The organism is Paludisphaera mucosa, from assembly GCF_029589435.1.
Taxonomy (GTDB): Bacteria; Planctomycetota; Planctomycetia; order Isosphaerales; family Isosphaeraceae; genus Paludisphaera; species Paludisphaera mucosa.
In genome coordinates, this window is the sequence record NZ_JARRAG010000002.1 from 4,568,864 (window position 1) to 4,581,382 (window position 12,519).

General features: G+C 67.6%; 11 protein-coding genes and 1 pseudogene. 2 read left to right on the forward strand and 10 right to left on the reverse strand.

All coding sequences use genetic code 11. From position 1 onward, the window contains the following. Positions 1-29 precede the first annotated feature (29 nt). The gene (locus PZE19_RS27670; protein WP_277863837.1) at positions 30-1,391 is read left to right on the forward strand and encodes a hypothetical protein; all 1,362 of its coding nucleotides are present in this window, start codon (positions 30-32) and stop codon (positions 1,389-1,391) included. A 23-nt stretch (positions 1,392-1,414) separates the two neighbouring features. Here PZE19_RS27670 and PZE19_RS27675 read toward each other — a convergent pair. The 5 genes and pseudogenes from PZE19_RS27675 to PZE19_RS27695 form a co-directional block, all read right to left on the reverse strand. Continuing rightward, a pseudogene (locus PZE19_RS27675) lies at positions 1,415-1,845 on the reverse strand (cupin domain-containing protein). A gap of 79 nt (positions 1,846-1,924) precedes the next feature. Further along, positions 1,925-2,965 carry an aldo/keto reductase gene (locus PZE19_RS27680; RefSeq protein ID WP_277863839.1) on the reverse strand — a complete coding sequence of 347 codons (1,041 nt, stop codon included), beginning with the start codon at positions 2,963-2,965 and terminating at the stop codon, positions 1,925-1,927. Between the two features lie 68 nt (positions 2,966-3,033). After that, positions 3,034-4,101 (reverse strand): SDR family oxidoreductase, encoded by a 1,068-nt coding sequence (locus PZE19_RS27685; protein ID WP_277863840.1) that lies wholly within the window; start codon positions 4,099-4,101, stop codon positions 3,034-3,036. 20 nt (positions 4,102-4,121) lie between these two features. Further along, entirely contained in the window at positions 4,122-4,805 is a 684-nt protein-coding gene (locus tag PZE19_RS27690; protein WP_277863841.1) for a GntR family transcriptional regulator, read from the reverse strand. An 82-nt stretch (positions 4,806-4,887) separates the two neighbouring features. Beyond that, entirely contained in the window at positions 4,888-5,376 is a 489-nt protein-coding gene (locus tag PZE19_RS27695; RefSeq protein ID WP_277863842.1) for a DUF1569 domain-containing protein, read from the reverse strand. Positions 5,377-5,599: 223 nt separating this feature from the next. Between PZE19_RS27695 and PZE19_RS27700 the strand changes: the two genes are divergently transcribed. Beyond that, positions 5,600-6,157, forward strand: coding sequence for a hypothetical protein (locus tag PZE19_RS27700; RefSeq protein ID WP_277863843.1), 558 nt, complete (start codon positions 5,600-5,602; stop codon positions 6,155-6,157). On the opposite strand, the gene PZE19_RS27705 is transcribed toward PZE19_RS27700, so the two are convergent. The 5 genes from PZE19_RS27705 to PZE19_RS33390 form a co-directional block, all read right to left on the reverse strand. Beyond that, positions 6,057-8,144, reverse strand: a complete 2,088-nt coding sequence (locus tag PZE19_RS27705) for a recombinase family protein (RefSeq protein ID WP_277863844.1) — start codon at positions 8,142-8,144, stop codon at positions 6,057-6,059. The genes PZE19_RS27700 and PZE19_RS27705 overlap by 101 nt on opposite strands. Positions 8,145-8,195: 51 nt before the next feature. Beyond that, positions 8,196-8,390, reverse strand: coding sequence for a CopG family ribbon-helix-helix protein (locus tag PZE19_RS27710; RefSeq protein WP_277863845.1), 195 nt, complete (start codon positions 8,388-8,390; stop codon positions 8,196-8,198). 56 nt (positions 8,391-8,446) lie between these two features. Then, complete coding sequence (locus PZE19_RS27715) at positions 8,447-8,842, reverse strand: hypothetical protein (RefSeq protein WP_277863846.1); 396 nt, start codon at positions 8,840-8,842, stop codon at positions 8,447-8,449. Positions 8,843-9,592: 750 nt separating this feature from the next. Continuing rightward, complete coding sequence (locus tag PZE19_RS33230; protein ID WP_277863847.1) at positions 9,593-10,357, reverse strand: DNA-methyltransferase; 765 nt, start codon at positions 10,355-10,357, stop codon at positions 9,593-9,595. A 22-nt stretch (positions 10,358-10,379) separates the two neighbouring features. Then, positions 10,380-12,443, reverse strand: coding sequence for a DNA polymerase (locus tag PZE19_RS33390; RefSeq protein WP_277863848.1), 2,064 nt, complete (start codon positions 12,441-12,443; stop codon positions 10,380-10,382). Positions 12,444-12,519: the final 76 nt, after the last annotated feature.

Sequence of the window (12,519 nt, forward strand, 5' to 3'; positions counted from 1 at the left end):
ACGAGCGAACACCCGGAAGGAGCCACGGCATGCGTTCGACGACCTCGGCCGACATGGACGGACATGCCTCCCGCATGGCGGCCGGCGGTCGACCGGACGCGGTCGCGGCGGTCGATTCCCCGGCGGAATCCCACCGGCGGTTCGATGTGATCGCCGTCCTCTGCCTGGCGATCTGGGTGGTCGCCAGCCGGGCCCCGTACCTCGACACGTTCGACTTCATGGGCAAGGACGGCCCGCTCTACGTCAACGCCCTGAAGCTCGACGCGACCTACGACGTGCCGATGCCGGGGAACCTCGGCTACGTCCTGCTGGGCAAGCTTGCGAACGTCTTCTGGGCCGAGCCGGTGACGGCGTTCCTGGCCGTGAACGTCGGCCTGACGATCGTCGGCGCGGCGTTCGCCTACCTGTTCGGCACGCTGGTGGTCTCGCGGCCGATGGCGGCGGCGGCGGCCCTGGCGATGACCAGCAACCCGATGGTCTGGTGGCACGGCGGCGCGATCGCCAGCTACCCCGTCTGGCTGGCCGTCCTGCCGGCCATCGGCTTCTTCGGCATGCGCTACCGGCGCGAGAGCCGGTTCGGCGACCTGATCGGCGCGAGCGCGGCGCTCGGGCTGGGGATGATCCTCCGCCCGGACCTGCTCTTCTTCGGGACGCCGCTGTGGGCCGGCTCGCTGCTGCTCGGCCGGGCCTCGTGGAAACACTGGCTGATCGGCGCGGCGATCCTGGCGGCGGCCTGCTTCGCCTGGTTCTTCGGCACGGCCTGGGTGCTGGGGGGCGTCGACGTCTACCTGGGTCGCGTCCGGGCCAAGCACGAGGGCGACAAGGCCGGCTTCTCGCTCATGGGCCGGGGCCTGTTCGAGGGCCTCGTGCGGAACGTCGTGAAGTACGGCCTGTTCCTGGCCTGGGGGTCGTGGCTCGTCGTACCGCCGTTCCTGATCGGCCTGGCGAGATCGCTCCGGCTTGAGAACTGGCGGGGGCTGGTTCTGGCGACCCTCTGGGTCGCGCCCTCGTGGGCCTTCTCGTTCCTGATATTCGCCGGCAATGCGGGCCTCATCTTCCCGTTCCTGCCGCTGCTCTATCTGGGCGCGGTGATCGGCCTGCGGACGCTCGCCGGCGAGCGGCGGGCGGTCCTGGCGATGGGCGGGCTGGCATTGCTGAGCGCCCTGCAATTCACCCAGACTCGGCTCCTGCCGCAGCACGACCAGCGCGATGTGATCCTGAACGTCACCTTCCTGCGCTACAGCGGCGCGGGCCTCACGCAGCGCTACAACTTCAACCTCGACGACTTCGACGTCTCGCCCGCCCTGGCCGACGTACGCCGACAGATGAAGAATCCCGAGCCGATCCCCGGCCAGCCCGTGCTGCTCCCGGGCCAGTTGCTGCCGCGCTGAGGGACGGGGACCGTCCCGCCGGCTCAGTAGCCCACGACCTTGATGACGCCGGCGGACTTGGCGTCTTCAGGATCCTGGAAGACGACGTCGGCGGGGTCGCGGCGCGGGGTGTCGATCGCCAGGAAGACGATCGGCTGCTCGATCAGATCGGGCAGGGCGTGGACGGTCCCGCGCGGGAAGATGATGAGCTGGCCGGGGCGGAATTCGGCCTTCGTCGCCGGATCGCCCATCCAGAACGCGCCGCGGCCCGAGAAGACGTAGAGGCATTCATCGCATTGCGTGTGATGGTGCGGCGGGACCGGGCGATACACGGGCGGAAGAACCGCACGCTGGCCTCGGGTCGATCGCGGATGTACTGGTCCAGCAGCATCGTGTCGGCCGAATCGGGGAACCCCGCGGCGACCTCGGCGAGGTCGAATCGGCCGGCGTCGGATCCCCCGCAATGCTCGCTCATCGAGCCGTCCTCCTGGGGTGGGCCCGTCGCGCGGCCCCTCGCGTCGAGGCCGCGCGACGGTCGGATTCCGACCGGGTCGTCAGACTGAGACGGGAAACGGATTCCGCTCGGTGAAGGCGGCCTTCTGGTGCCAGTAGGGGTAGGCGAGCGGGCGGCCGCTGGCGGCGTCGAGCCTGGCGACCTGCTCGGGCGTCAGGTTCCAGCCCACGGCGCCGAGGTTCTGGCGGAGCTGCTCCTCGTTGCGGGCGCCGATGACGATGGTGGCGACCGTCGGCCGCTGCAGGAGCCAGTTGAGCGCGACCTGCGGGACGCTCTTGTCGACCTCGGCCGCGACGGCGTCGAGAGCGTCGACGACCTGGTAGAGATACTCGTCGTCGACCTGCGGGCCGGCGTCGACGGCGAGCTTGGTGTTGAGCCGGCTGACCTGCGGTTTGGGCTGGCCGCGGCGGAGCTTGCCCGTCAGGCGGCCCCAGCCGAGCGGGCTCCAGACCACCGCGCCGACCCCCTGGTCGAGGCCCAGCGGCATCAGCTCCCACTCGTAGTCGCGGCCGACGAGCGAGTAGTACGCCTGGTGCGCCACGTACCGCGGCCAGCCGTGGCGGTCGGCCGTGGCTAGGGCTTTCATGAGGTGCCAGCCCGAGAAGTTCGAGCAGCCGACGTAGCGGATCTTGCCCTCGCGGACGAGCTGGTCGAGCGTGCTCAGGACCTCCTCGTGCGGCGTCTGGGCGTCGTAGGCGTGGAGCTGGAACAGGTCGATGTAGTCGGTCTTCAGCCGCTTGAGCGCGGCGTGGACCGCGTCGATCAGGTGGAACCGCGAGGAGCCGACGTCGTTGGGCCCGTCGCCGCGGCGGAACGTGGCCTTGGTCGAGATCAGCACCTTGTCGCGGCGGCCCTCGATCGCCTTGCCCAGGATCTCCTCGGCCGCGCCCTTCGAGTAGACGTCGGCCGAGTCGAACATGGTCACGCCGGCTTCCAGGCAGACGTCGACCAGGCGGGTCGCCTCGGCGACGTCGGTCTCGCCCCAGGCCTTGAACAGCTCCGTGTTGCCGCCGAAGGTGCCCGTGCCGAAGGTCAGCGCCGGGACCTTGAAGCCCGAGGCGCCGAGTCGTCGATACTCCATGATGAGATCATCCTCCCCGTTGGAACAAATGTGGAATCGAACGTCCGTCAATCCGACCGACCCGCTCCTCAGGCCCTCGCCGCCCGGGGCGGTATCACGCGGGCCTCGCGGAGCTGGTCGAAGAACTCCAGGAACATCTCCTCCGTGTCGATGCAGTCGTGGAACCCGTGGCGGCGGGCCTTGATCGTGCTGGTGATGTTGTCGAACTCGCTGTGGAAGATGAAGTCGCCGAAGCCCCAGGCCGCGGCCTGCTCGTAAGGGATCGAAGCGAGGCCGTACCGGGCCCCGATCGCGTCCCAGAGCGGGCCCTTGTCGGCCATGTACTCGGCGAGCTTTAAGGGGACGGGCGGGGCCGTCTCCATGTCGAACATGCGGGCGATCCGCGGCCAGAGGTGCTCCCAGCGGAAGGAGTCGCCGTTGGTGATGTTGTAGACCTCCTCTCGCGCGGCCGGGGTCGTCCCGGCCCAGTCGGTCGCCCTCGCCAGGACGTCGGCCGAGGTCACCTGGTAGAGCGCACGGTACGCGCCCAGGGGCCCCGGGAAGCGCAGGGGCAGGCCCAGCTCCTTCGAGAGCGTGGCGTAGACGGCGATGACCATGGCCAGGTTCATCGGGTTGCCCAGCGCGAACCCGCAGACGGCCTCGGGGCGGAGGACCGTGTAATGCCAGGCCTCGCGTCGACGCTTCAAAATATCTTCCTGGTCGTAGTAGAAATTGGGCGGCATGAGTCGCGGGTCGTCCTCGCGCGCCGGAGTCTTGAACGGACCCAGGTCGGCTCCGTAGGCCTTGCCCCCCTGGTAGAGCGTGACGTGCCGGAGCCCCGGCGCGGCCGCTTCCAGGCCGTCGAGCGTGTTCTCCAGGAGGGCCGAATTGACGGCGCTCTTCTCGGCCGCGGTGGCCTTCTCGACGTAGGCGGCGAAGACGAGATGGGTCGCGTCGGAGAGCCCTCCGAGCTTGGCGCGGGCGTCGGCCGGGTCGAGGAGGTCGACCGCGACGCCCCGCACGCCGGGCAGGTCGACCGGCCGACGCGAGAGGCCGTAGACGGTCGTCCCGGCCTGCTTCGAGAAGTGCACCGCGGCGTTGCGGCCGATGACGCCCTGCGCCCCGGCCACCACGACGACCCGCTCCGCTTCGGACATCCCTTCACTCCTCTTGATGATCAAGACTTGTTCGGCGACGGCGACTTCGGCTTCCTCGCGACCTTGGCCGGGGCCGGTGCGGGCGGAGGACTCATGAACGACCGGGCGTGGGCTTCGAGCAGCCGGCCGGCGGTCGCGCCGTCGCCGGCCTCGAGCGCGTCGACGACGAGCGAATGCCACCGGGCGATCGACGGCCAGTCGAGGTCGCGGCGGGCGAGGGTGATCCTCGTGCGGGTCTCGAACGCGAGCGACTCCCAGATCTGCAGCAGGGTGCCGTTGCCCGCGGCCCGGACGATCGCCCGGTGGAAGTCGAGGTCGTGGCGGGCGTAGCCCTCGCGGTCGCCCCGGGCGGCCTCGGCGATCAGGGCGTCGACGGTCGCCCGCAGGGCCTTCGCGTCGCCCTTGAAGCCCGCCGCGGCCGTCTCCGCGGCCAGCCGCTCCAGCGACCCCTTCACGGCGTAGGCCTCGGCCGTCTCGTGGTCGCCGACCTCCCGGACCCGCGTCCCCTTGTACGGCGAAGACTCCACCAGCCGCAGCGACTCCAACTCCCGCAAGGCCTCGCGGACCGGCGTCTGGCTCGACTCGAACTCGGCCGCGATCTTCAACTCCAGCAGCCGCTCCCCCGGCTTCAGCGTCCCGTCCAAAATCCGCCGCGCCAGCTCGCGTCGGATGTGATCGCTCAGGCAGCTTCGCTCGAAGCCCATGGCCGTCTTCCTCCCCGGGCGAATCGTATATTATCGATAATCGAAGTCAAGGGGCTGGGCCTCGACGGCGACCGACGAGATCTCAGGCGGAGGCTTCGGGGATCAGGTAGCCCAGGTGGTGGGCGCAATGGATGAGCTGGACGCGCATCCATTCGTCGCGGTTCAGGGGGCCGAACAGGTGCGACGGCTGCAGGGGGCCGGCGTACGATTCGAACCGGTCGACGGCCCTTCGCAGGCGTTCGACGGCCGCGGACTCGTCGCCGTTGGGGGGCGGGACGGTCTCCTTCATCGTCGGGGCCCCAGCGGGCATCTCGCCCCGGGCGATCACTCGACGGGCCGCCATCGGGCCGATGGTGTTACGCACCACGAAGCAGAGTGGCCGCATGACGGCCGGCGGCGTCGGGAATCCGTCCATGGGGAACGTGATCCAGTCGGCCAGGTGGCCGCACGCCTGCGCCAGGTCCCACTTCCCCGCCCGCCGATAGCCGCCCGCCCGCAGCGCCTCGGCCTCGCGGACGGCGTCTTCCAGGGTCGAGAACTTCAGCTCGCGGCGCTTCAGAGCGGTCGACACGGCCATCCTCCGTCGGCTGTCGTGGCAGATCCGTAAATTACAGGCGGAACGCCGCGAAAAGTCCAGGCGTCGGCCGCTCCGAGATCGCGCCGGCGGATCGCCCGGAAGGACGGCCGAGGACGCCCCCGGGCTCCCCCCGGGAAGCGCCGCGTCGCGGACGGGAGATCCCGAAAGGCCCTTCCCCCCCATACGCGAGGCGGGTATGAACGTTCGGGAGGAAACCATGCCCGAAGTCACGACCGCCGCCCCCATCCCCGCCGATGCGCCCGCCTGGGCCGCGGTTCTGCGCCGCGCCACCGATTACCTGGTCTGCGACTTCGGCGGCGGGCCGCGGCCGTGGAAATTCGCCTGGGTGATCGACTTCCAAAAGGCGGGGACCTTCCCGTTCCTCGGGCTCCTGATCGCCTGGCATCACAACACGAGCGCAGCGGCCTGGATCTACCTCGCCATGCACGGCGGCTACGGCCTGGTCTGGCTCATCAAGGACCTGGCGTTCCCCGACGCCGCGTGGCAGCGGCGCATCACCATCGGCGGCGGCGTCAACGCCTTCCTGGGCGTACTGGGCTGGTACTGGGCGTTCGGCTGGTTGCTGATCTCGGGCACCTCGCGGCCGACGTACCCGTTGCCGGACCACGCCTGGTTTTGTCTCTGCATCAGCCTTTGCCTCGTCGGCAGTGCGATCATGGTCGCGGCGGACGCGCCATTAGAGGACTGTTCACTCCGTCGGCAGCCACGGGAAGCTGAGGGCCTGCCGTCTTGTCGACGAGGACGGTGGCGCTGACGCCCCCGGTCGGCACGAACTCGATGGCGTGGACCCGGTGCTGGACCTGCGGGCCGTGCTGATACGGCTTCGTGTGCAGGACGATCCGATCGAAGACCTCCCGAAGGGCCAGGGACCGCCGGGACTCCTCCGAGGTCGCGATCTCCTTCCGGACCCGGTAGAGCCTGATCAGGTGCTTGGACAGCCAGGCGGTCGCACCCTTGACCTCCGCAGCCAGGTCGACGCTCGTGGCCTTCAGCCGCTCCATCTCGGCCTCCATCGCCTTCATCTTGGAGTGGACCTTGGCGCGGGCCGTAGGAAGGTCCTTGAAGCCGATCCACTGCTCGGCGAGGGCGTCGTATTTAGCCTCCAGGGCCGCGAGCGCCTCGCGGTTCTTGTGCCGCTCGCTGGCCGACGCCCAGGAGTAGACGCACTCCATGAGCCCCCGGTCGATCTTCGCGCCGTTGCTGGGCAGGACGAGGTCTACCATGCCGGCGTCCTGGTTCGGGACGTGGAACCGCCAGCGGCCGTCGGCGGTGCGCTCGGGGACGTGGACCTGCTGGAGGGCGTTCACCAGGTACTGCTCCATCCGGACGCGGACGTCCTCCAGGCCGGACCGGTCCCGGGCGGCCTGCCGGTAGATCTCGGCGATGAACGCGGCCTCCCCGGCGTCGAGCACGGCCTTCAGGTTGGTGCTGGTGATGCGGAGATACTCGTCCACGGCCTCCAGGATGCGGGACTGGGGGAACCGCATCGGGGTGCAGCCGGTGTCGCCGCCGCCATAAGTCGTGTAAGTCGGGCAGGAGTAGCAGGGGAGGGACTTGTGGGCCCCGCGGTAGGAGAGGCAGCCGAAAAGCTTCTTGCCGCACTTCCCGCAATAAACGAGGCCGCTGAGCCAGTATTTCTCGGAGCGAGGCCCTCGGGACTTCTTGTTGAGGGTGAGGATGTCGTAGACCCGCCGCCAGGTCTCCTCGGGGACGATGGGCTCGAAAAGGATGGACGAGTTGATCCACTCGTCGGGCTTGCGGACGCGGTGGAGGGCGGCGTCGGCCCCCATCTTGAACTCGTCCGGGATGTTCATGTTAATCTCGCCGTCCTTAAGCTCCACGTACCTGGCGCGGCTGGTCCGGTTGAACGAGAGGACGCCCCTATAGATCGGGTTGGTCAGCAGCTTGTAGACGCCGGCCCCGGTCCACATGCCCTCGTTGTGGTGGACGGCGGCATCCCTCTTATCGTTAAAGTGCCTCGCAATCATGTAGGTGGGGAGGCCCGTCAGGGCCATCCGGTACATCTCCTTGACGACCTCGATGCGGCGGGCGAGGCGAGTGGGCCTGACGGTGAGGCGGTCGCCCTGGAGCCGGTCGCGGGGGAAGTTGCAGGGGCCGTCCCACCGCTCGCGGTCGTCGGGGCGTCCGGGCCAGACCCGGTAGCGCCGGCACTTCGTCTCGTAGACGACGCGCCAGCGCTCGTCGCCGTCCTCGTCGACGAGCACCGAGTCGAGGCCGAAGGGGGGCGGGCCCCCAAGCAAGACGCTTTCTTTGGCGAAATCGCGCATCGCCTCGAGCGAGCGGTAGGACTTCTTGGTCAGCTCGGCCATCGAGTGGTAGGCCCCGATGGTGCTGGTCACCAGGGTGGGCAGATCGACGTCGGTGAGGACGGCGCCGTCGCTGACCTGGACGAGCTTGCAGCCGTTGGTCCTCATGGTGTGGACGTAGGAGCCGAACTCCCAGGGATCGCGGAAGCCTAGGCGTTCCTGGTCGTCGATGAGGACGAGGCCGACCTCGCCCTTGGCGACGCGACGCATGAGTTCCTTGAAACGGGCGCGCTTCTTGGTGCGGGCTTGGTGGCGGGCGCCGCCGATGTCAACGAGGTATTCGTCGACGAGGATGCCGTTCTTGGCGGCGTACTGGGCGATGTCCTCGAGCTGGAGCTCGACGCTCTTGCCGTCCTGGGTGCCGTCCTTCTTGTTGTCCTTGGACACCCGGCAGTAGCCCAAGTTCTGTTTCACGACTCGTCCTCCCCCAAGATGATCCTGCCCAAATTAAACGATAGGCCGCGATCACTTGCGGCGTTTCGCGGGAGTTTGAGCAGGCTTGCTGCCGGGAGCGGGCGGGGCTCCCCCAATTCGCTCGTAGTGCTCGCGGATGATCTTGTTGATGAGGTAGGCGCGAGAGCGTTCGAGTGCGGCGGCATCGCTGTCCAGCCTTTCCAGGATGTCGGAATCGACTCGAATGTTAGTGTGGTGCTTCTTCACGACATCGGTCCCCCGGGTTGATGGCGGCCTGTCCTTAGACCCTGGGCGTCTCTGGATCATTTGGCCTTGGTCTTCCTGGCACGCCGGGGCGCGGGGTTGGCGTGCTCGGGTTGCGGCGCCGGGACCTTCTCGTCGGGCACGACCTTGGCGGCCTTCGGTTTGGCCTGCTTGGCGGCCTCCTGCTTCAACTGCTCGGCGGCTTTGGCGATCAGGGAGAGGACCGTCTCGTGGAGGACGACGGTCGACAGCTCGCGATCCATCGCCGTGTTCACCACCTCGCACCAGTAGTCGACGCCCTGGTTCTGGAGTTGGTTCTGGCTGGCACCGCTGCGCTCGGCGGTCTCGTGCATCAGCAGGCGGGTCTCGATTTTTCGATAGGTCACGAGAAGCCGGCTGTGGCCGAGGTGGTTGCGCGACACGTGGGCGATCTTGTTGAGGCGGCTGTCTTCCATCGTCGTGGGCTCCGCGTCTTGACGTCCTCGATCCGGACTCTCGCCGGCGGCCATTCATCGCCATCGAATCCATTATCCCACATACGAATTTATCGTTGTAAGTACATTTTTTTATGCGTAGCCAACCGACCACGAGGCGATGCACAAAGACACCGGTCGCTTCCCTTTGGCGGGCGTGGGCCTCGTTCCATCGGTCGCCCACTGGCCCAGGTACCAGGCGAGGTAGACGCCGGGGCTGGTGGCGATCAGGGCGAGGAGGACGCCGCCCACGATTCAGACGACCTTGTCGCGGTGATCCATGCGGGAGGTGACGGAATTGGTGTCATTACCCTCGAAAACGCGGTCGTTGAGCTTGTCGATGACCACCTTCATGCGCGTGATTTTGGTACCCTACTTGGCAAGGTCGGCGCCCTGCTTGGCGAGGTTCGCGCCAAGGGCGTCGATCTTCGCGATGATCTCTCCCCGGAATCGGATGCCGGCCTCGCGGTCCGTCCTTACCCGCGCATCGCCTCCGTGGATTCACGGATGAGGGTCAGCTCCTCGGGGGCGGGTGGGGGGCATCGCGGGGCTACGTCGGCAAAGCGTGCATGTGGTACTTCAATCTTGCCACTCGGGGCCGGCGCTCGCCTGTGTCGCCTCACATAAGTCCACCGCGATCTGTAAGGACGAGGCCCAGGCGAACGCCCCGACCGCTCCGCGGCGAAGTCAAAGCCGGAGTCGAGGCCGAGGCGTAGGGCGGGCTGAGGACGTTTAAACGGCCGTGGCGGCCGTCGCGGCGATCGGAATGGCCTTGAGCCCGTCTCGGCGTGCCCTGGCGGCTTCCACGTGAGCGAGGTTGAGATCGCACCCGACGAAGTTGCGACCGAGGTCATGGCACGCGAAGCCGACGTTGAAACTGCCGGCGAAGGGATCGAGGACCCAGCCGTCGGGCGGGCTCGTCAACCCGATCAGCTGCTTGAGTAGTTCGACCGGCTTCTCGTTCTCGTGATGTCGTCGACTTGGCGCCACGCGAGGATGCCTGAGCACGCTGGGGACGTCGTTGCTGTGGAATTCGGGGCTCGACAGAACGAAGTGGACGATGAATTCGTGCTGGAGTCGAAAGCTTGTTCCGGTGCCCATCGACCCCTTGTCCCACACCGCAATGGTCCGGTTGCGGAAGCCCGTGGACTCGATGGGGCCGCGCAGGACGTCGAGCAGGTCCTTGTCGGCGAACATCAGGAGCGAACCGGTCGGCCTGAGCAGTCGCGCGGCCAATCGCCCAAACCACCTCGCCGTGTAGTCCAGGCCGCGTTCGCTCATGGCCGCGTTGCCGACCTTGAGTTCGTGCTTGCGGGTCCCCTTCGTGGCGCGGCTGGCCCTGGCGTTCGGGAACGGCGGATCGGTGAGGATGGCGTCGAAACGCACTCGCCCCGTGGCGAGCTTGCTCATGAAATCCAAGGCGTCGGACTCGTCGATGACAAACGTGTGCATTTGATGCTTTCTAGTTGGATGGGGTAGTATAAAATGCGCGCCCACGCGCGTTCGCGCGTGGACCGCATCAAGCCGCCGCCAGGCGGCGATTTCTCAGAAATCCGACAGCGACCCGCTCGCCCCACTTCGGCTCCAGGACCAGCGGGACCGAGAACCCCGGGACGACCGACAGGTCCGCGACCGCCTCGTCCTTGAACGCCGCGACCGACCCGTCCGGGACTTCGAACACCAGCTCGTCGTGAATCTGGAGCAGCAGCCGGGCCCCGTACTTACCCAGGATCGGCTGAACTCGGATCATCTGCCACTTCACGATGTCGGCCGTCCTGCCCTGGCAGATCGCGTTGAACAGGCCCCGGCAGACCTTGTCCAGGCCCATGTAATCGACCTGCTCCGTCGCCGTTCGCACAGCCCGGATCGACCGCCACGAGACGTTCCGGTACGGCAGGTAGTACTCGAGGTTCGGCTTGCAGAGGAGCCCGCACGACCTCCGCACACGGTTCTCCCTCGCCGTGTAGATGGTCTCCCCCTTCGAGCCGTCGCGACGGCACTCCCAGACCTCGTGGAGGTGGAAGGTCAAGACGTGGCGCCGCGGATCGACCGGCGCGGCCAGGATCCAGTACCACGCCCCGCCGGTCTGGACCTTGGCCTCGACCAGCTTCTCGTTCACGAGCCAGTGGTGCGCCGAATCCGTCCGCTCGCGACCCATGAACGTCGACGTCCGGCCGGTGACCGCGATGGAGTGCTCGATGAGCCGACGGAACGCGATCTCGTTCGGGTAGGTCGACTCGAAGCGCTCCGGGCAGGTCTTGGCGACGTCCGTGGTCACGCCGAGCTTCTTGCCGAGGCTGGTCGCTCCCATGAGGTTGACGACCGACAGGACGGCCTCCTTGCAGCGGTTCCGCTCGGTCGGATTGGTCCGCTTGTCGATCCGCTTGCCGAGCATCTTCGTCGCGGCGACCGAGTAGAAATCGCTCGTCGTCGTCTTGAAGTCCCGGGCGAGATCCGAGCCGAGGCTTGGGTCGAAATCCATCCGCTTCGGGCCTCGGGGCCGCTTCGGCTCCCAGTAAGGGTTGCGCTTGTCGAGCCTGCCCTCGTAGATGCGATCGAAGGTCGGGTCGCCATGGCCGAGCCTGACGGCCCGGCCTCGCCGCAGGCCCCTGGTGTGCCGCAGTCGGTCCAGCTTGCAGGTGTCGACCTCGTGGGCGAGGACGCGGACGTCGGCCTGCGCCAAGTCCATCGTCACCAACTTAAACCCCGGCGAGGCGACCAGCACATCCCGAGAACGGAACGTCAACTCCTCGTGCGACAGCCTCGGGACCTCCAGGAACCGGGCCTTCGCCTCGTCGTCCCAACCGATCGTCACCGGCTTCGCCATCGCCTGGAGGTTCGGGCGTTGCGCGACGATCCTCCCGGTCGCGAGCCGGTCGACCATGTCCGATCGGACCCGGCCGTCGGGGTCGATGTGCTTCCCGAACGGCCTGATCCGCGTCAGGAGGGCCTCGGCCTGCCGCATCTCCCCGATGATCGTCAACGATCGGAGGACGTCGGGGCGGCCCTCGTAGGCGGTCTTGAGCAGCTTGAAGTGCTCGACGTCCAGCGACGGCTTGCCGTCCGACTTCCGACGCCGCTTGGCTTCCAGCTTCAGTTCGCCCCAGAGCCAACCGGCGGCCTGTATGTTCGACCGGACCCGGCGGCCGAAGTCGCTCTCGTGCATGGCGTCCAGCCGCTGGAGGACGCCCTCCAGCCGCGCGACCTGCCGATCGATCTCCCCGGCGTCGACGGCGACTCCGGTCATTCTCATCTCGACCAGGACGGGCGTGATCGGGGCGCAGACAGCCCGATGATATCCGCGGAGCCGGACCCGCCGCCAACCCGCCAGGCGGCCCATCAGATGGTCGTAAAGCTCCGCGTCACCGACCAGGTCCGACTTGAGATACCTCCGATGCCGGCCGTAGGACTCCTGGTCGATCAGCCCTTCGAAATGGATTAACACTATCCCGGTCAGCCGAGGGACCACGTCCTTGAGCTTGTAGTTCGCGTAAGTCTCCAGGCCCTCCACGAACTTGTGGTAGAACCGCTTGACGTGGACCGAGCCACCGTCCCGGGACCGATCCTGATCCAGCAGCCGCAACGCCTGCATCGTGCAGTGAACCGCCGAAACGGAGGCCGATCTTCCGCAGGTAGAACGTATTTCTACTGTAACCGTT